A 19,141-nucleotide genomic window follows, 5' to 3' on the forward strand; every position below is an offset into this window, starting at 1 on the left:
CGTGTCCTCCGACACAGGGCGCTTGCCGCTCAGCGCGTAGGACACGGTGCTGCGCGAGACACCGGCCCGCCGGGCGATCTCACCGATGTTCACGGCGACTCCTCGGGACGGGCGACCGGCTTGTCGAACCGGTTCGCGTGGAAGTGAACGTAGGAACTGTCCCGGCGCCTGTCAATACTCTCGCCGTAATCGCCGACGGGGCCCGTGGGACGGCGAGATCCCTGTGTCGAGGGGATTGCTGGCCGGATGTCCCGGTGCTAGCTTCGCCGAACCGGTTCGGCGCGGTCGCCCATCGCGGCTCCCTCGCCGCGCGCCGTCGTAGAGCCGCCCCACCCCCTCCCCCCGCACGCGCCTCTTCCCCCTGCACCCGCCTGGATCGAATCGGTTCGACGGCGCCCGAGGCGGGCCGACCTGAACCCGTTACTCCACGATTGAGGACGTTCTCCATGTCATCCGCTGACAGATCCACGCGCCGCCGGGCGCCGGCCGCCATGGCGCTGGCCCTCGGCGCGGGCCTGCTGGCCGCGCCCGCCGTGCCCGCGCACGCGGCCGAGACGCCCGGGCCCGCCGCCCGCTACACCTTCGACCAGGACGACCTCGCCTCCGGAAAGATCACCGACAGCTCCGGCAACGGCCTGACGGCCAGCCTGGTGAACGGCGCGACGGCCCAGTCCGTGGCGGGCGCGGACGGGGGCAGGGCACTGGCCCTGCCCGGCGGGGCGCCCACCTCCGACGGCGCCTACGTCCGGCTGCCCCGCGAAGTGGTCGGCGACGCCAGCGACCTGACCGTCTCCGCCCGGGTGAAGTGGAGCGGCGACACATCGTCCTGGCAGCGCATCTTCGACCTGGGCACCGACACCACCCGGTACCTCTTCAGCACGCCGTACAACGGCAACGGGCTGTTCCAGACCTCCGTGACCACCGGCGGAGGCGGCGCCGAGAACCAGGTCCGCGGCTACGCGCCGCTGCCCGCTGACTCCTGGCGGACGGTCACCGTCACCCTCGACACCACCGCGGGCCGGCTCACCACCTACCTCGACGGGGTGGCGGTCTCCTCCACCGCGACCGCCGTCAAGGCCAAGGACCTGCTGAGCGGTTCGGCGACCGCCGCCGGCTTCATCGGCAAGTCCCTCTACCCGGACCCGCTCCTCAAGGGAGCCGTCGACGACTTCGCCGTGTGGCACTCGGCACTCACCGCCGAGCAGGTGGCCGGCCTGGTCGGGGCCGTGCCGACCCTCCAGGACCTCTCGAAGACCTCCTTCGACGTCCGGACGACCGACGGGACCGCTCCGACCCTTCCGGCGGCCGTCCGCGCCACCTTCTCCGACGGCTACGACCGCGACGCACCGGTCACCTGGGACGCCGTACCGCCCGAGAAGTACGCCCGCCCCGGGACCTTCACGGTGGCCGGAACCGCGGCCGGACGGGCGGTGCGGGCGACCGTCACCGTGGTCCGCGAGGGGCAGCTCACCGTCGACCTCGGCTCGGACACCGGCGCATTCCACGGCGGCGCCTCCGGCACCCTCTACGGCGTGTACGGACCGGACGTCCCCACCAACAACCTCATCGAGGGCATGGGACTGCGCACGGTCTCCACCAAGGCCCAGGACGGCCCGCAGCACCCCGGTGCCGACGCGCTGGACGTGGTGAAGCCGCTCGCCGACTCCACCGACGGCGATGTGTACATCTACATGACCGACATCCACCGCGGCTTCCCCTACGAGTGGCCGGGTGACACCCCGGCGGAGAAGCTCAGGCTCTACGAGGAGAAGATCGCGGGGCAGGTCGACCAGGTACTGAAGCTGCCGAAGCAGTACCAGGACAACATCGTCTTCGTGCCGTTCAACGAGCCCGAGGGCAACATGTTCGGCACCGGTCAGTGGAGCTATGACAAGGTCAGCTGGCTCAGCGACCCCAAGGACTACTTCGCCGCCTGGGACTCCGCCTACCGGCTCATCAAGGGCAGGATGCCCGGCGCCCGCATCGCCGGCCCCAACACCAGCGTCCTGTACGACCAGGTGAAGGGCTTCCTCACCCACACCCTGGCCGCCGGCACCCTCCCGGACGTCATCACCTGGCACGAGCTGAGCCACCCGGAGGCGGTGCGCGAGAGCGTCGCCAAGTACCGGGTGTGGGAGAAGGAGCTGTTCAAGGGCACCGACCGCGAGGGCACCGAACTCCCCGTCAACATCAACGAGTACGCCTTCAACTACCACACCTCGGTTCCCGGCCAGATGATCCAGTGGGTCTCCGCGATCGAGGAGTCCAAGGTGGACGCCGACATCGCCTACTGGAACATCGACGGCAACCTCTCCGACTCCGCGGTGCAGTCCAACCGCGGCAACGGCCAGTGGTGGCTGCTGAACTCGTACGCCTCGATGAGCGGGCACACGGTGTCGGTGACCCCGCCGTTCCCGGGCGAGAACTACACCATGCAGGGTGTGGCCACCCTCGACGAGAAGAAGAAGCAGGCCCGGCTGATCTTCGGCGGCTCCACCGGCAAGGGGCACATCACCTTCGCGGGCGTCCCGAAGAAACTCTTCGGCAAGAACGTGCACGCGTGGGTGCGGGAGATCGAGTGGAGCGGACAGGTCGGCGACAACTCCGGCCCGAAGCTGCTCACGGAGACGAATCTGAAGGTCGCGGACGACGGCACGGTCACCGTCGACTTCGGTGACGGCACGCTGCCGAGGCTGAAGGAGTCCTCGGCGTACGAGATCGTGCTCAGCCCCGCTGGGAAGGCCGCGAAGACCCAGTCACCGCCGGTGCGTTGGCAGGGCTCCTACGAGGCGGAGGACGCCGCCCACACCGGGTCCGGCTACTCGAGGAACGGCCCGGAGGGCTCCACCTCCGACGTGTCGAAGTTCTACACCTCCGGCGGCTACGACGTGGGCGGGCTGCGCACCGGCTCGGACGTCACGCTCGACTTCCCGGTGGACGTGCCCGAGGACGGCACCTACGACCTGAGCGTCTTCGCCAACTCCCTCAACACCTTCGACAAGGTGAAGGAGCAGGGCCCCACCGATGTCTTCCTGCGCGTGGACGGCCAGGCGGGCAGCGAGCAGCAGCTGTATCTGCCGCTCGGCTACAAGTGGGTGGTGTGGGACCACACCGACACCAAGGTGCAGCTCACCAAGGGCCGGCACACCCTGACGCTCGCCGCGAAGAGCCTGGACGGCAAGCGCGGGACGAAGGGTGACGCGATCGTCGACCGCCTCACCCTGTCCCTGCCGGCCGCCTCGGGCAACACGCAGGTCCACGAGGGCGAGTTGGCCTGGCTGGGCGGCGGAGCGCAGCCCGTCTACGATGTGGCGGGCTCCGGCTCCGGCTCGGGCGCGGCCCGGATCGCGAAAGGCCAGACGGCCACGTTCTGGGTGTACTCCCCCGCCGACCGCGAGGCCACGCTCAAGGTCGACACCCTCGGCGGCACCGGCGCCCGGCTCTCCGTCAACGGACACGACGTCCTGCGCCTCGCCAAGGACCGCAACCGTGTCGCGGTCTCGCTCTCCGGTGGCGTCAACAAGGTCACAGTGACAGGTGGTTCGTCCACCACCCTGGTCGACCGTCTCACGGTCACGCCGAGCGAGGGCGCGCTCAAGGCGCGTACCTACGAGGCCCAGGACGCGGTACTCGCGGGCTCGGCCACGCTCACCCCGCTCTCCCTGGCCACCGACGGCACGGCGATCACCGGCGTCGGCGGCGACCCGGGCAACGGCAACACGGCCACCTTCACCGTCGCCGCGGACCGGGCCGGTCTGTACGCGCTGCGGATCCGCTACTCCAACCCGGAGCAGTCGGAGGCCACCCACTACAACCCGGACCCGCTGGCCCGCCACGCCGACATCACCGTCAACGGCGGCGAGACGAGGCGGGTCGGCTTCCCGCACAGCTTCCACCAGAACAACTTCTGGGAGCTGACCGTCCCGGTCACCCTGAAGAAGGGACAGAACACAATCGCCTTCCGCTCCGAGGAGCTGCCGAACTTCGACGGCACGACCTACGCCTCGGACACCTTCCCGGGTGTGCTGCTCCGCTCCCGGTACGCGCCGCTGATCGACCGGATCGCCGTCGCGCCGTACTCACGGGAGAGGTGATCGTCACCGGCGGCGCCGCGAGGCGCCGCCGGTCTCAGCCCGGGCTCGTCACCCGGAGGCTGCCTCGTGCGCCGAGTCGCGCGAGCCGGAGGCCGGACGCCTCCCACCCCTCGGCGGGGGTGCCGTCGAGGCGCGTACGACGAGCTCGACCGGTGGGTCGCTCGCCGGTGCCGGCTCGGCGTCCGGTTTCTCGATGGCCTGCACCAGGAACCGCAGGCCTTCGCGGGCGACGGCGTCGAATGGCTGGCGCACGTGGTCAGCGGTGGGGTGACATAGGCGGAGACGGGGATGCCGTCGAAGCCGATGACGCTCACGTCCCGCGGCACGCCCAGGCCCGCCTCCAGGAGGGCGCGGATCAGGCCGACGGCCATGTCGTCGTTGGCGGCGAACACCGCGGTGACGTCACCGGCGGCGGCGAGTTCGCGGCCCGCCGTGTAGCCGGACGAGGCCGACCAGTCGCCCTCGATGACGGGCGGCTGCTCCCTCTCGCGGGCCGCGAGCGCCGCCCGCCAGCCCTGGAGCCGGTCCCGGGCGGCGAACCACCTCTGCGGACCGGCGAGGTGATGGACCGTCATATGTCCGAGGTCCAGCAGGTGTTCGGTGGCCGCCCGGGCCGGCGACTCGGCGCCGACGCCCGCGGCCACGGCGCGTGGACCGCCGAAGGCGGCGGGTGCCCCGAGGACCAGGACCGGGATGTCGACGCTGAGCGACACCGAGCCCTCGTCGATCGGTTCGGAGACGACGATGCCGTCCACGCCCTGTCCGAGGAGCGACTCCACGGCCCCGGCCACACCCGCCGGGTCGCCCTCCAGGGTGTTGACGACGCGGAGCGCGTATCCCGCGTCCCGGGCGGCCCGCTCGATACAGATGAGCAGGGAGGCGGGACCGTACAGGGCGGTGCCGAGGGTGACCACGCCGATCGAACGGGTGCGTCCCGAGGCCAGGGCCCGGGCGGCGAGGCCGCCGACCGACGCGGCCGTCGCGTGGCAAGCGGACGGTGAGTCCTGCGCCCCACGGCGTGACCACCGCACCGGAAGCCAGCCCTTGACCAAGGGCCGTCCCAGCCGGGACCATGTTGCGTATCAGTCGCACTGTTGCGTAATGCGCAGCCATCGGGAGGACTCCGTGTCTCTTCGACCGCTACCCGACCGCGAGTTCGTCCTCACGCTGTCCTGCCCGGACCGGTCCGGCCTCGTCCATGCCGTCACCGGCTTCCTGGTCCGGCACTCCGGGAACATCCAGGAGAGCCAGCAGTTCGACGACCGGCTCCAGGACCGCTTCTTCATGCGCGTCCACTTCGACGTCTCGGACCCGGGCACCACCCTGGAGGATCTGCGGTCCGGCTTCGCGCCGGTCGCCGAGGCGTACCGGATCACCTGGCAGCTGCGGAACGCGGCCACCCCCACCCGCACCCTGATCATGGTGTCGAAGTTCGGCCACTGCCTGAACGACCTGCTCTTCCGGCAGCGCACCGGCGCGCTCGGCATCGAGGTGCCGGCGATCGTCTCCAACCACCGGGACTTCGCCCCGCTCGCCGAGAGCTACGGCATCCCCTTCCACCATGTGCCGGTGACCCCGGAGACGAAGGCGGACGCGGAGGCGCGGCTGCTCGAACTGGTCGACCGGCTGGACATCGACCTCGTGGTCCTCGCCCGGTACATGCAGATCCTGTCGAACGACCTGTGCAAGCAGCTCGAAGGCCGGGCGATCAACATCCACCACTCGTTCCTGCCGAGCTTCAAGGGCGCGAGGCCCTACGTCCAGGCGCACGAGCGAGGCGTGAAGCTCGTCGGGGCCACGGCCCACTACGTCACCCCGGACCTCGACGAGGGGCCCATCATCGAGCAGGACGTCATCCGCGTGAACCACGCCCAGAGCGCCGAGAGTCTGGTCACCCTGGGGCGGGACGTGGAGGCGCAGGTCCTCGCCCGGGCCGTGGAGTGGCACTGCCAGAGCCGCGTCATGATCAACGGTCATCGCACGGTGGTCTTCCGCTGACCAGCGTCGACCTGTTCGCATAAGGTTCCGCCATGAGCAACAACGGCACCGAGTCCGGGGGCACGTCCGGCGGCGGGGTGCAGTCCGTCGACCGGGCCGTCACCGTGCTGGAGATCCTCGCGCAGCGCGGCGAGGCAGGCGTCAGTGAAGTGGCCGAGGCGATCGACGTCCACAAGTCCACCGCGTTCCGTCTGCTGGGCGCGCTGGAGGCGCACGGGATGGTCGAGCAGGAGGGCGAGCGCGGGAAGTACCGCCTGGGCTTCGGCATCGTGCGGCTGGCCGGCGCGGTCACCGGGCGCATCGACGTCACCAAGCACGGCCGCGGGATCTGCGAGCGCCTCGCCGACAAACTGGGCGAGACGATGAACATCGCGGTCCTGGAGTCCCATCATGTGATCAACCTCGACCAGGTGCGCGGCCGGTCCGCCATCACCGCGCAGAACTGGGTCGGGCGGCTGACGCCGATGCACTGCACGTCGAGCGGCAAGGTCCTGCTCGCCCATGTCACGGACAGGCGCCGGGACGAACTCGTCGCCGCGGCCGGGCTGGAGCGGATGACGGCACACACCCTCACCTCCCGGAAAGAGCTGGAGGCGGAGCTGGTCCGGGTCCGTGAGCAGGGCTACGCCATGACGGTGGAGGAGTATGAGGAGGGCCTCAACGCCATGGCGGCGCCCGTGCGTTCGGGCGAGGGCAAGGTCGTCGCCGCCCTCACCGCCTCGGGCCCCGCCTTCCGGCTCACCGAGGAGCGGATGCACGAGCTGGCACCGCTGCTGATGGAGAGCGCCGACGAACTCAGCCGCCGACTGGGCTACTTGGGCTGACGCCCTGCCTTCGCCACGGCCCGCTCACCCCCGAAGACGGGACATCGCCGGGTCGAAGAGCGGCTCCTCGGCCACGACGGCCTCCACGCGCTGGTCGAAGTAGCCGATGTGCACTGGGGTCCCGGGGGCGGTCAGCTCCGCCGGCAGCCAGGCGTAGGCGATGCCCTTGCCGATGGTGTGGCCGAAGGCGGCGCTGGTGACGTGGCCGACCGCGCGCTGCCCGTCGTACACCGGCTCCTTGCCCATCACGACGGCCCGGGGGTCCTCGATGGTCAGGCAGGTCAGCTTCCGCCGTACGTCGGCCCTGCGCCGCTCCAGCGCGGCCTTGCCGACGAAGTCCTCCTTGTCGGCCTTGACGGCGAAGCCGACCCCGGCCTCGTAGGGGTCGTGCTCGTAGGTCATGTCGGTGCCGAAGGAGCGGTAACCCTTCTCCAGGCGAAGGCTGTTGAAGGCGCCCCGGCCGGCCGCGATGCCGCCCTGCGGGCGGACCGCCCGCCACAGGGTGTCCCACAGCTTCTGGCCGAGGTCGGCCGTGGTGTACAGCTCCCAGCCGAGTTCGCCGACGTACGACAGGCGCATGGCCGTCACCGGGACGGACCCGATGTGGGCGCGCTTGGCGCGGAAGTACTTCAGGCCCGTCGCCGAGAAGTCCTCGTCCGTGAGCGGCTGAAGGACGTCCCGGGCGAGCGGTCCCCACAGGCCGACGCAGCAGGTGCCGGGGGTGATGTCGCGGACCTGAACGGTGCCGTCGGCGGGCAGGTGGCGGGTGAACCAGTCGAGGTCCAGGTTGCCGTTGGCGCCGACCTGGAAGACGTCGGGGGCCAGCCGGGCGACGGTGATGTCGCTGCGGATGCCGCCGTCGTGGTCCAGGAGCAGCGTGTACGTCACCGAGCCGACGGACTTGGCGACCTTGCCGGTGCACAGCCGCTCCAGGAAGTCGGCCGCGCCCCGCCCGCTCACCTCCAGGCGCTTGAGGGCCGTCATGTCGTACATGGCGACCGTCTCGCGGGTGACCTGGGCCTCGGCGCCGACGATCGGCGACCAGTACCGGGCGGCCCAGTCGTTGGGGGTGCCGATCGAACGGCCTTCCACCAGGCCCGCGTTGGCCTCGTACCACTGCGGCCGCTCCCAGCCGTTCGCCTCCAGGAAGAAGGCGCCGAGTTCCTGCTGGCGGGCGTGGAAGGGGGTGGTGCGGATCGGGCGCGGGTCGCCGGAGGGCTGGAGCGGGTGCAGGATGTCGTAGACCTCGACGAAGTTCTGGCAGTCGCGGGCCAGGACGTACGCCGGGGAGAGCTGGTGCGGCTCGAAGCGGTTGACGTCGCACTCGTGGAGGTCGAAGGAGGAGCAGTGCCCGTCGACCAGCCATTCGGCGACGGCCCGGCCGACACCGGCGGAGTGGGTGACCCAGACGGCCTCGGCGACCCAGAAGCCCTTGACGTCCGGGGACTCGCCGAGCAGGGGCAGGCCGTCGGTGGTGAAGGAGAACAGGCCGTTGATGCCCTCCTCGACCTTGGCGTCCTTCGTGGCCGGGAGCAGTGACTGCGTCTCGGTCCAGGCGTCCGCGAAGTCGTCCTCGGTGAACTTCAGGACCGAGGGCATGGTGTCCGCCTCGTCGACGGAGAGGATCTCGTCGGCGGTGATGGGCATGGGGCGGTGGCCGTAGTAGCCGATGCCGAGGGTGTCGTGGCGGTCGCGGTAGTAGAGGTCGGCGTCCTGGTGGCGCAGGATGGGGCGCACCGCCTCCTGCGTCTGGCCCGCGAGCGCGGGGACCGGGCCGGTCCAGGCGAGCTGGTGGCCGAGCGGGGTGAGCGGGAGGTTCATGCCGACCATGCGGGCGATCCGCGGGCCCCAGATGCCGGCGCAGCACACGACGATGTCGGCTGCCAGGTCTCCCTGGTCGGTGCGGACGCCCGTGACCTCGCCGTCGGCCCGGAGCACGTCCAGGACCTCGTGGCGGGCCAGGAAGGTCACTCCGCGCTCGGTGGCCCGGCGGATCTGCGCCTCGACGGCGAGGACGGCTTTGGCGAGGCCGTCGGTCGGGATGTGCAGGCCGGCGAGGACCCGGTCGCGGTTGACCAGGGGGTGCTTCTCGACGCACTCGTCGGCGGTCAGGATCCGCGACTCGACGCCCCAGGCGGTGAGCCAGCCGTGCCGGCGGTGGAGCTCGGTGACGCGCTCCGGGGTGGTCGCCACCTCCAGGCCGCCGACCTGGAGGAAGCAGGGCTGTCCGTCGACGTCGAGGGAGCAGAACTTCTCGACGGTGTAGCGGGCCAGCTCGGTCATGGTCTTGGAGGAGTTGGCCTGGAAGACCAGGCCCGGGGCGTGCGACGACGACCCCCCGGTGGCCGGGAGCGGGCCCTGGTCGACCACGGTCACCTCGGTCCAGCCGCGCGCGGAGATCTCGTCGGCGAGTGCCGCGCCGACGACGCCCGCTCCGATGATGACCACTCGGGGTCCCGCCATCGCCGCACCTCCGGTTAAGTTGCTTTGTGCGCAACACGATTCAGGCTGCGCAACTCAATGTGCCCGCCGTGCGGGTGGGTGTCAAGAGGCCCGGTGACGTGGCGGAACGGGCGGGGAAACGGCTCCGGAAACGGCGATGCCCGGTGGGCGGCGCACATCCGGGCGCGCCGCCCACCGGGCTTCCTGAAAGGCTCGCTTGATCCCTGTCAGGCTTACTTGATCCAGGCGTCGACCTTGCCGCGGTTGGCCTCGACCCACTTCTTGGCCGCCGCGTCCGGCGTCATCTTGTCCACCGCGATGTACTTGGCCACGGTGTTCTGGTCGTCGTTGGTCCAGTTGAACTTCTTCACCAGGTCGTAGGCCGGGCTGCCCGACCTGGCGAACTTGGCGCTGACGATCTTGTCGAGGTCGTAGACGGGGTAGTCGCAGGCGACCTTGGCCGGATCGGCGTCGCAGCCCGTCTTGTAGGCGGGCAGGTCGACCTTGACCAGGGGCACCTCGGACAGGAACCACTGCGGCTCGTAGAAGTAGCCGATCACCCACTGCTTGTTCTTCTCGGCGTTGCGGTACGCCTGGATCAGCGCGGTCTCGCTGCCCGCGTACACCACCTTGAAGTCCAGCTTGAGGTTCTTCACCAGCGCCTCGTCGTTGGTGACGTACGACGGGTCGCCGTCCAGGAGCTGGCCCTTGCCGCCGGACTCCGAGGTCTTGAACTTCGCGGCGTACTTGTCGAGGTTCTTCCAGTCCTTGATGTCCGGGTGGGCCTTGGCCAGCCACGGCGGCACGTACCAGCCGATGATGCCCTTGTTGCCGGTCGAGCCGGCCTCCACGGCGGTCTTCTGCTGGGTGATGTACTTCTTCTTCAGATCGTCGTGGCCCCAGTTCTCCAGGACGGTGTCGACCTCCCCGGTGCCGAAGCCCTGCCAGGCGATCTCCTCCTTGAGGTCCTTCTTGGTGACCTTGCACTTCAGGTCGTGCTCGGCGACGTACGCGACGACCGCCGCGTCCGCCTCGTAGCCCACCCACGGGTTGACCGCGAGGTTGAAGGTGCCGCACTTGCCCGAGCTGCCCGAACCGCCGGCCTCCGAGGAGTCACCGACCTTCGCGCCGCCGCAGGCCGTGAGGGTGAGGCCGAGGACGGCCAGGCCGGCCGCGCCGGCTCGCCAGTGTCTTGCCATCGTGTGGTGCTCCTCAATTGGTGGTGCGGCGAGCCGCTGCCTGAGTGATCCGGTCGAACATGACGCCGAGCAGGACGATGGCGAGACCGGCCGCCAGGCCCTTGCCGTACAGCTGACCCTGGGAGAAGCCGGCCACCACGTCGTAGCCGAGGGCGCCCGCGCCCACGAGGCCGCCGACGACGACCATCGACAGCACGTAGATCAGGCCCTGGTTGGTCGCGAGCGTCAGGGCGCTGCGGGCCATCGGGAGCTGGACCTTGGTGATGATCTGCCAGGTGTTGCACCCGGTGGAGGTGGCCGCCTCGACGGTGGTCGCGGGCACGGTCCGCACCCCGTCGGCGATGATCTTGATGGCGACCGGTGCCGCGTAGACGATCGCGGCCACGATGGCCGTGAACCGGGTCGCACCGAACAGGGCCAGGAACGGCACGAGGTAGACGAACGGCGGCATGACCTGGGCGGCGTCGAGGGTGGGCCGCACGAGCCGGTCCACCAGGGCGCTGCGCCCCATCCACACCCCGAAGACCATGCCGAGCAGCATGACGAGCACGGTCGCCACGACGGTCGAGGCGAGGGTCGTCATGCCGTCCGACCACACGCCGGTGGCGACGAGCAGGCCCACGCACACCGCGGTGGTGATACCGGCGCGCCACCCGCCGAGGACCACGGCGATCCCGATCAGGGCGGCGCCGACGAGCCACCACGGGGAGTCGGTGAGCAGCGTCTGGAACGGGTTGAGCAGGCCGTTGGTGATGACGTCCCGGAAGCCGTTGGTCAGCCCGGACAGGTTGTCCTGCGCCCAGGTGGTCACGTTGTCGGCCGCCTTGGCGATGGTGCTGCCGGTGCCGCCGTCGCCGGGGAACTCCGCCGCCCACAGGTAGGTGTGGGAGAGGTACACGAGTACGGCCGCCACCGCTCCCCCGGCCACGAGAAGGTGCCGCCGCCACTTGAGCAGCGGGTTGCCGGACCGCCTGGCCGCCTCCGCGCGTCCGCTGGCCGCGGTGGTGACCCGGTCCAGGACGATGGCCATGACGACGATGGCGAGACCCGCGTTGAAGGCCGTGCCGACGTCGAGGGACTGCAGGGCCTGGACGACGGTCTTGCCGAGGCCGGGCGCGTCGATCAGGGCCGCGATGGTCACCATGGCCAGGGCGGCCATGATGGTCTGGTTGACGCCCATCACCACGGTCCGCTTGGACATCGGCAGCAGCACCTTGAGCAGTGACTGCCTGCGGGTGGCGCCCAGGGAGTCGGCTGCCTCGACCGTCGTCGCGGGCACCGAGCGGATGGCGTGCGCGGTGATGCGCAGGGCCGGCGGCGCCGCGTAGATGACGGTGGCGATGGTGGCGGAGGCCCCGCCGATCAGGAAGAACAGGGTCAGTGGCGCCAGGTAGACGAAGGTGGGCATCGTCTGCATGAAGTCCAGGATCGGGGTGGCGATCCGGTTCGCCCGCTCCGACAGACCCGCCCACACACCGAGCGGGAGGGCGAACAGCAGCGCCACCAGGACCGCGGAGAGGGTCAGGGCGAGGGTGTCCATGCTCTCCTGCCACAGGCCCTGGAGCCCGAGGAAGGTGAAGCCGGCCACGGCCAGCAGCGCGACCCGCCAGTTGGCGACCGCCCAGGAGACATAGCCGGCGAGGCCCACCACGCCGAGCCAGCCGATCTGCGGGACCGGGCGGTCGCCGGACGGCTGGGAGATCAGGTCCTGGACGAAGGTCACCAGGTTGTCGATGACCAGCCGGATCTCGTTGAAGAAGTACAGGAACAGCGGGTTGGAGTTGCGGTTGGCGCCGATGGAGTCGTTGACGTCGTTGAGCCAGCGGTGCAGATCGGTGAGGTCGGCCGCGGCCAGCGACAGGGTCTGCCGTCCACGCAACAGGGCGAAGGCGAGGAGCCAGACGACCAGGATCGCGCCGACCACCATGGACCGGCTGATCCGGCGTACGGGGGCGGCGGGTGGCGGCGGGACGGGCTGCTGCGCCTCCCCCGAGGTCTCGGGTTTCTCCATGGCGACGGTCATCACGCGTCGCCTTCCTGTCCGGCGACCACCGCGAGGATCTCCTCGTCGCCGACGATGCCGAGCAGTTCGCCGTTCTCGACGACCTTGACGGGCTTCTCGGCCGCGAGCACCGCCCGGGTGGCCTCCTTCACCACCACGTCCGGGCCCAACTCGGGTCCGTCCAGGGGGTCTTCGGGCGTTGCCGGGCGCATGATCCAGCGCAGGGTCAGCACATCGCCGCGCGGCACGTCCTTGACGAAGTCGCGCACGTAGTCGTCGGCGGGGGCGCCGACGAGTTCGTCGCCGGTGCCGCACTGGACCGTCTTGCCGTCGCGCATGATGAGGATGCGGTCGCCGAGCTTCAGGGCCTCGGAGAGGTCGTGCGTGATGAACACCATCGTCTTGCCGACCTCGTGGTGCAGCCGGATGACCTCGTTCTGCATGTCCCGGCGGATCAGCGGGTCGAGCGCCGAGAAGGGCTCGTCGAAGAGGAGGACGTCCGGATCTCCGGCCAACGCCCTTGCCAGGCCCACGCGTTGCTGCATTCCGCCGGAGAGCTGGTCGGGGTAGGAGTTCTCGTACCCCGACAGGCCCACGAGTTCGACGACCTCCAGCGCCCGCCTGGTGCGCTCGGCCCGGCCCATGCCGCGGATCTCAAGGCCGAACGCCACGTTGTCGACGACGCGGCGGTGGGGCAGCAGACCGAAGTGCTGGAAGACCATGGAGAACTTGCTGCGCCGCAGTTCGCGCAGCCGCCGTTCGTCGGCGTCCCGGATGTTCTCGCCCTCGAAGACGATCTCACCGGCGGTGGGCTCGATCAGCCGGGTCAGACAGCGCACCAGGGTGGACTTGCCGGAGCCGGACAACCCCATGACGACGAAGACCTCGCCGGGCGCGACATCGAAGTCCACGTCCCGCACGGCGGCGGTGCAGCCGGTGCGGTCCATGAGCTCGCGGCGGGTGAGCCCGCTCAGCTCCTCGGAGTCCGGTACCTGGTCGGCCTTCGGCCCGAACACCTTCCACAGCCCGCGTACGGATATGACGGGCGTGGGGGCCGCGTCCTCGGGGGTGCCGCGGCGCGGCGGCACCTCGGTCTGGGTTGGGGTCATGGTCGACCTCTTCTCGGCGTTCAGCCGCGGAACCAGTGCTGCGGCCGGGGTTGGATGTTCTGCCAGATGTGCTTGGGCTCGCGGTACTCGTCCAGGCCGGTCGGTCCCAGTTCCCGGCCCACACCGGAGTGCCCGAAGCCACCCCACTCGGCCTGCGGCACATAGGGGTGGTAGTCGTTGATCCACACGGTGCCGTGCCGCAGCCGGCGGGCGACCCGCTGGGCCTTCCCGGCGTCCTGCGTCCAGACCGCCCCGGCGAGGCCGTACTCGGTGTCGTTCGCGATGCGTACGGCGTCGTCCTCACCGGTGAAGCGCTCCACGGTCAGCACCGGCCCGAAGGACTCCTCGTGCACCACCCGCATGTCCTGGCGGCACTCGTCGAGCACGGTGGGCGGGTAGTAGTGGCCGTTCGCGAGGGCCGGGTCGGCGGGCCGTTCGCCGCCGCAGCGCAGGACGGCGCCCTCTTCCACACCGGCCGCCACGTACGCCTCGACCTTCTCCAGATGGCGCGCGGAGATCAGCGCCCCGGTCTCGGCCTCGGGGTCGAAGGGGCCGCCGAGGCGGATCTGCCGGGCCCGGCGGACCACCTCGTCGACGAAGCGGTCGTGCAGACAGTCCTCGACGATCAGCCGGGCACCGGCCGAGCAGACCTGCCCGGAGTGCAGGAAGACGGCCGTGAGCGCGAAGTCCACGGCCGTCTCGAAGTCGGCGTCGGCGAAGACGACGTTGGGGTTCTTGCCGCCGAGTTCCAGCGCGACCTTCTTCACGGTCGCGGCGCCGGTGGCCATGATCCGTTTGCCGGTCTCCACGCCCCCGGTGAAGGAGACCATGTCGACCCGGGGGTCCTCGGACAGCGGTGCGCCCACCTCGGGGCCGGTACCGAGGACGAGGTTGGCGGCACCGGCGGGGAGTCCGGCCTCCTCCAGCGCCCTCATGAGCAGGATCGAGGTGGAGGGGGTGAGTTCGCTGGGCTTGAGGACGATCGTGTTGCCGGCGAGCAGGGCCGGGGCGACCTTCCAACTCGCCTGCAGGAGCGGGTAGTTCCACGGGGTGATCAGTCCGCAGACGCCGACCGGTTCGTGGACCACGCGGCTTACGGCGTCGTCCCGTCCGGTGTCGATCACGCGGCCGGCGTCGGTGCCGCCGAGCCCGCCGTAGTAGCGGAAGCAGGAGACGACGTCGGCGATGTCGTACTCGCTCTCCACCAGCCGCTTGCCGGTGTCCAGCGACTCGGCGCGGGCGAACTCCTTGGCGTCGCGCTCGATCAGGTCGGCGGTGCGCAGCAGCAGGGCACCCCGCTCGCGCTCGGGGGTGTGCGGCCAGGGCCCTTCGTCGAAGGCCCGGCGGGCGGCGGCGACGGCCGCCTCGCTGTCGGGGCGGGTCCCCTCGGACACGGTCGCGGAGAGCGTGCCGTCAGCGGGGCAACGGATCTCCCGATGGCCTCCGGCCACCGGATCCCGCCATTCACCGTCCACGTACAGGTCTGCCACGTCGGGAGCCCTTCGAGCGATTTCGTTGCGCATGACGCATCGCATTGCTTGTGGTGGAACACTCTGGAGACTGCGGCAACCCACGTCAAGGGGTTGGGGGATGACGGTTTGGGCACGCGGGCGCGTTGCGCGCCGCTCGAACCCGGCGGGTTTCCGGTACAAGCGGTCCCCGGAAAAATCCGCGTTACCCCGCCTGCGTCCGGGCGTCCCGGTGCCGGTAGTACGCGGCCTCGGAGGGCGCGAGCGGCTCCTTGCCGAGGATCAGGTCGGCCGCCTTCTCCGCGATCATCATCACCGGCGCGTAGATGTTGCCGTTGGTGACGTGGGGCATCACCGAGGCGTCGACGACCCGCAGCCCTTCGACGCCGTGCACACGCAAGTCGGCGGGGTCGACGACGGCCATCTCGTCGGTGCCCATCTTGCAGGTGCAGGAGGGGTGCAGGGCGGTCTCGCCGTCCTTGGCGACCCAGGCGAGGATCTCCTCGTCGGTCTCGACGGACGGGCCGGGCGAGAACTCCCCGGCGTTGTAGGGAGCGAGGGCGGGCTGGTTGAGCAGTCTGCGCGCGACGCCGATCGCCTCGACCCACTCGCGGCGGTCCTGTTCGGTGGACAGGTAGTTGAAGCGCAGCGCCGGGTGCTCGGTCGGATCCGTGCTCTTGATCTTCACGGAGCCGAGGGCGTCGGAGTACATGGGCCCCACGTGCACCTGGTAGCCGTGTCCGCCGGCCGGCACGGAGCCGTCGTAGCGGACCGCGATGGGCAGGAAGTGGAACATCAGGTTGGGGTAGTCCACGTCGTCGTTGCTGCGGGCGAAGCCGCCGGCCTCGAAGTGGTTGGTCGCGGCGGGCCCCTTGCGGAAGAGCCATTGCAAGCCGATGAAGGGGGCACGCCATTTCGCGAGGTACGGCTGCATGGAGACGGGCTGCTTGCAGGCGTACTGGATGTAGACCTCCAGGTGGTCCTGCATGTTCTCGCCGACGCCCGGCAGATGGTGGACGACGTCGATGCCGAGAGCGCGCAGTTCCTCCGCGTTGCCGACGCCGGAGAGCTGGAGCAGTTGCGGGGAGTTGATGGCACCGCCGCAGAGGATGACCTCCTTGGCGCGCACCTGCTGGAGCGCCCCGCGGCCGCGCCGGTACTCGACGCCGACGGCCTTCTTGCCCTCGAACAGGACGCGGGTGACCAGGGCGCGCGTCCTGACCGTGAGGTTGGGACGCTTCCTGACGGGCTTCAGATAGGCCTTGGAGGCCGACAGCCGGCGTCCGCGGTGGACGTTGCGGTCGAACTTGGCGAAGCCTTCCTGGCGATAGCCGTTGACGTCGTCCGTGGGCGCGTAGCCCGCCTCCTCGGTGGCCTTCTGGAAGGCCGTGAAGAGCGGGTTCGTGGCCGGGCCGCGCTCCAGGACGAGCGGGCCGTCGTGGCCGCGGAACTCGTCGTCGGGGTCGGCCGCGAGACAGTTCTCCATGCGCTTGAAGTAGGGCAGACAGTGCGCGTAGTCCCAGGCTTCCATGCCGGGATCGGCGGCCCAGCGCTCGTAGTCCATGGGGTTGCCGCGCTGGAAGATCATGCCGTTGATGCTGCTGGAGCCGCCCAGCACCTTGCCGCGGGCGTGGTAGACGCGCCGGCCGCCCATGTGCGGCTCGGGTTCGGACTCGTACTTCCAGTCGTAGAAGCGGCTGCCGATCGGGTAGGTCAGCGCCGCGGGCATGTGGATGAAGACATCCCACGGGTAGTCGGGGCGGCCGGCCTCCAGGACCAGCACCCGGTTGCCCGGGTCGGCGGAGAGCCGGTTGGCCAGTGCGCTGCCGGCCGATCCACCGCCGACGATGACGAAGTCGTACTGCTGGGGAGCCATGGTGCCTCGTCTCGCTCGCGCCGTCGATATGCGCGGCATGCTAGTACGGGTAGCGCGATACGCACCAGGTTGCGAAGCGCGCAACTTGCACGACACATGCACCAGGTCCTCGAAACAGACTCACATCCTTGTTGTTTACCCCCCGTATAGTTGCGTTGTGAGCAACTACAACCCGGATAACGAAACGACAGGGTCGTCGAGCGGCGGGGTGCAGTCCGTCGACCGGGCCATTCACGTCATGGAGATCCTGGCCCAGCGCGGCGAGGCCGGGGTCAGCGAGGTGGCCGCCGAGATCGACGTGCACAAGTCCACGGCGTTCCGGCTGCTCGGCGCCTTGGAAGCGCGCGGCCTGGTGGAACAGGCGGGTGAGCGCGGCAAGTACCGGCTCGGCTTCGGCATCGTGCGCCTGGCCGGCGCGGTCACCGGACGCATCGACATCACCCAGCAGAGCCGCCCGGTCTGCGAGGACCTCGCCGAGGAACTGGGCGAGACCGTGAACCTCGCCGTGATGCAGGAGCGCTACGCGGTCAACCTCTACCAGGTGCGCGGACCTGGTGCCGTCACCGCGCAGAACTGGGTCGGCCAGCTGACGCCGCTGCACGCCACGTCGAGCGGGAAGATCCTGCTGGCCCACCTGCCCGCCAAGGAGCGCACCGCGCTGCTGACCGAGACAGGGCTGAAGAAGGTCACCCCGCGCACCATCACCGCGAAGACGAAGCTGGAGAAGAACCTCGCCGAGGCCCGGGAGCGGGGTTACGCCTGGGCCCTGGAGGAGCTGGAGCTCGGCCTGCACGCCATGGCCGCGCCGGTCCGCGACCGGGACGGGGAGGTCATCGCCGCCCTCAGCGCCTCGGGGCCCGCGTACCGGCTCTCCGAGGAGCGCCTGCACGAGCTCGCCCCGGTCCTGGTCAAGGGCGCCGAGGAGATCAGCCACCGGATGGGTTACCTGGGCTGAGCCCCCAGCCGGGCCTGGACCCAGTCGTGGAACGCGCCGATGTGGTGCTCGCTGGGGACCAGGACGCCGCCCTTGGCGTACAGCCGTGAGCTCATGGCCGGCTGGGTGCGCTCGCACGCGTCGAAGTCCTGCCGGTTGACCCGGTCGAACAGCTCCACCGACCGGCTGACGTCCTTGCCGCTCCGGACGACATCCGGCAGATACAGCCAGTCGCACTCCACGACCGTGCGGTCGGCGGCGACCGGGTACATCCGGTGGAAGATCACGTGGTCGGGCACGAGGTTGACGAACACCTGCGGGCGCACGGTGATCGCGTAGTACCGGCGGTCCTGGTCCTCGGAGACCCCCGGGATGCGGTCCAGCCCCTCCGAGCCGTCGACGGTGAAGCCCTGGATGCCCTCACCGAACTCCGCGCCGTGCCCCACGTAGTACTGGGCGGCGTATCCGTCGGCGAACTCCGGGAGCACCTCGGTGAGTTCGGGGTGGATGGTCGCGCAGTGGTAGCACTCCATGAAGTTCTCGATGATCAGCTTCCAGTTGGCCTTCACGTCGTACGTGATCCGCCGGCCGATCTGGAGGTTGTCGATGTCGTAGTGCTCGATCGACTCGGTGTCGCCGAGGCGCGTGACCACCTCCTGGACGACCTCGTCGAAGGGCGGCGGGTTCTCGGCGAGGCACACCCACACATAGCCGAGCCACTCGCGCACCGCCACGCTCGCCAGGCCGTACTCGGTCCGGCCCACGTCCGGCATCTTGGTCAGGTTCGGCGCGGCCACGAGCTTGCCGGTCAGGTCGTACGTCCAGGCGTGGTACGGGCATTGGAACGCCCGCTTGACCTCCCCCGACTCCTCCGTGCACAGCCTGGCACCCCGGTGCCGGCAGACGTTGAAGTACGCGCGCACCGAGTTGTCCCGTGCCCGCGTGATCAGGATGCTCTCCCGGCCCACCTGCACGGTCCGGAAGGCGCCGGGTTTGGGCAGGTCGGAAGCCCGCACGGCGCAGAACCACATCGCTTCGAAGATGTGCTCCTGCTCCTGGGCGAAGATTCCGGGATCCGTGTAGGAGGCGCCGGGGAGGGTGGCGATCAGGCTGTCCGGCAGGCTGGTCGAGGTCACAGTGCACTCCTCAGGGACGTCGTGGGCCGGTGATGCACGCCGGGACGAGCGGACGGCG

Annotated in this window: 12 protein-coding genes and 1 pseudogene; 4 read left to right on the forward strand and 9 right to left on the reverse strand. The window is 70.1% G+C overall.

The window, feature by feature from the left end:
- The coding region (locus H293_RS55760) for a LacI family DNA-binding transcriptional regulator (RefSeq protein ID WP_158694501.1) at nt 1-93 on the reverse strand (93 nt) is incomplete at its 3' end.
- 398 nt (nt 94-491) lie between these two features.
- On the opposite strand from H293_RS55760, the gene H293_RS0139535 reads away from it, so the two are divergent.
- The gene (locus H293_RS0139535) at nt 492-4,094 is read left to right on the forward strand and encodes a LamG-like jellyroll fold domain-containing protein (protein WP_020123311.1); all 3,603 of its coding nucleotides are present in this window, start codon (nt 492-494) and stop codon (nt 4,092-4,094) included.
- A gap of 48 nt (nt 4,095-4,142) precedes the next feature.
- On the opposite strand, the pseudogene H293_RS53125 reads toward H293_RS0139535, so the two are convergent.
- Nucleotides 4,143-5,050, reverse strand: a pseudogene (locus H293_RS53125) (substrate-binding domain-containing protein); the annotation flags it as partial.
- A gap of 169 nt (nt 5,051-5,219) precedes the next feature.
- Here H293_RS53125 and purU point away from each other — a divergent pair.
- Both purU and H293_RS0139550 read left to right on the forward strand, forming a co-directional pair.
- A complete protein-coding gene (purU, locus tag H293_RS0139545) occupies nt 5,220-6,092 on the forward strand; it encodes a formyltetrahydrofolate deformylase (RefSeq protein WP_028808592.1) in 873 nt (290 codons plus the stop codon).
- Between the two features lie 32 nt (nt 6,093-6,124).
- Nucleotides 6,125-6,916: an IclR family transcriptional regulator gene (locus H293_RS0139550; RefSeq protein ID WP_020123313.1), complete on the forward strand. Its 792-nt coding sequence runs from the start codon at nt 6,125-6,127 to the stop codon at nt 6,914-6,916.
- Between the two features lie 24 nt (nt 6,917-6,940).
- Here H293_RS0139550 and H293_RS0139555 read toward each other — a convergent pair whose 3' ends face one another.
- From H293_RS0139555 to betA, 6 genes are all read right to left on the reverse strand, one after another.
- Nucleotides 6,941-9,379 carry a GcvT family protein gene (locus H293_RS0139555; protein WP_033416213.1) on the reverse strand — a complete coding sequence of 813 codons (2,439 nt, stop codon included), beginning with the start codon at nt 9,377-9,379 and terminating at the stop codon, nt 6,941-6,943.
- A gap of 212 nt (nt 9,380-9,591) precedes the next feature.
- Nucleotides 9,592-10,557 carry an ABC transporter substrate-binding protein gene (locus H293_RS0139560; RefSeq protein ID WP_020123315.1) on the reverse strand — a complete coding sequence of 322 codons (966 nt, stop codon included), beginning with the start codon at nt 10,555-10,557 and terminating at the stop codon, nt 9,592-9,594.
- A 13-nt stretch (nt 10,558-10,570) separates the two neighbouring features.
- On the reverse strand, nt 10,571-12,580 hold the full coding sequence (locus H293_RS0139565) for an ABC transporter permease (protein WP_020123316.1): 2,010 nt from the start codon (nt 12,578-12,580) through the stop codon (nt 10,571-10,573).
- Nucleotides 12,580-13,668 (reverse strand): quaternary amine ABC transporter ATP-binding protein, encoded by a 1,089-nt coding sequence (locus tag H293_RS0139570; RefSeq protein ID WP_007380360.1) that lies wholly within the window; start codon nt 13,666-13,668, stop codon nt 12,580-12,582. Before H293_RS0139570 ends, H293_RS0139565 begins: the two co-directional genes overlap by 1 nt.
- Nucleotides 13,669-13,688: 20 nt before the next feature.
- Nucleotides 13,689-15,158, reverse strand: a complete 1,470-nt coding sequence (locus tag H293_RS0139575) for an aldehyde dehydrogenase family protein (RefSeq protein WP_020123317.1) — start codon at nt 15,156-15,158, stop codon at nt 13,689-13,691.
- 184 nt (nt 15,159-15,342) lie between these two features.
- Nucleotides 15,343-17,013, reverse strand: coding sequence for a choline dehydrogenase (gene betA, locus H293_RS0139580; RefSeq protein WP_020123318.1), 1,671 nt, complete (start codon nt 17,011-17,013; stop codon nt 15,343-15,345).
- 208 nt (nt 17,014-17,221) lie between these two features.
- Between betA and H293_RS0139585 the strand changes: the two genes are divergently transcribed.
- Entirely contained in the window at nt 17,222-17,968 is a 747-nt protein-coding gene (locus H293_RS0139585; RefSeq protein WP_020123319.1) for an IclR family transcriptional regulator, read from the forward strand.
- Here H293_RS0139585 and H293_RS0139590 read toward each other — a convergent pair.
- Nucleotides 17,956-19,083: an aromatic ring-hydroxylating oxygenase subunit alpha gene (locus H293_RS0139590; protein WP_020123320.1), complete on the reverse strand. Its 1,128-nt coding sequence runs from the start codon at nt 19,081-19,083 to the stop codon at nt 17,956-17,958. The genes H293_RS0139585 and H293_RS0139590 overlap by 13 nt on opposite strands.
- Between the last annotated feature and the right edge of the window lie 58 nt (nt 19,084-19,141).

This window comes from Streptomyces canus 299MFChir4.1 (genome assembly GCF_000383615.1).
Lineage (GTDB): Bacteria > Actinomycetota > Actinomycetes > Streptomycetales > Streptomycetaceae > Streptomyces > Streptomyces canus_C.

Bases quoted from the DNA above. Each gene is read 5' to 3' on its own strand.
- H293_RS0139535 (WP_020123311.1), top strand. From the start codon at position 492: ATGGCGCTGGCCCTCGGCGCGGGCCTGCTGGCCGCGCCCGCCGTGCCC.
- H293_RS0139550 (WP_020123313.1), top strand. From the start codon at position 6,125: ATGAGCAACAACGGCACCGAGTCCGGGGGCACGTCCGGCGGCGGGGTG.
- H293_RS0139555 (WP_033416213.1), bottom strand. From the start codon at position 9,379: ATGGCGGGACCCCGAGTGGTCATCATCGGAGCGGGCGTCGTCGGCGCG.
- H293_RS0139560 (WP_020123315.1), bottom strand. From the start codon at position 10,557: ATGGCAAGACACTGGCGAGCCGGCGCGGCCGGCCTGGCCGTCCTCGGC.
- H293_RS0139565 (WP_020123316.1), bottom strand. From the start codon at position 12,580: ATGACCGTCGCCATGGAGAAACCCGAGACCTCGGGGGAGGCGCAGCAG.
- H293_RS0139570 (WP_007380360.1), bottom strand. From the start codon at position 13,668: ATGACCCCAACCCAGACCGAGGTGCCGCCGCGCCGCGGCACCCCCGAG.
- betA (WP_020123318.1), bottom strand. From the start codon at position 17,013: ATGGCTCCCCAGCAGTACGACTTCGTCATCGTCGGCGGTGGATCGGCC.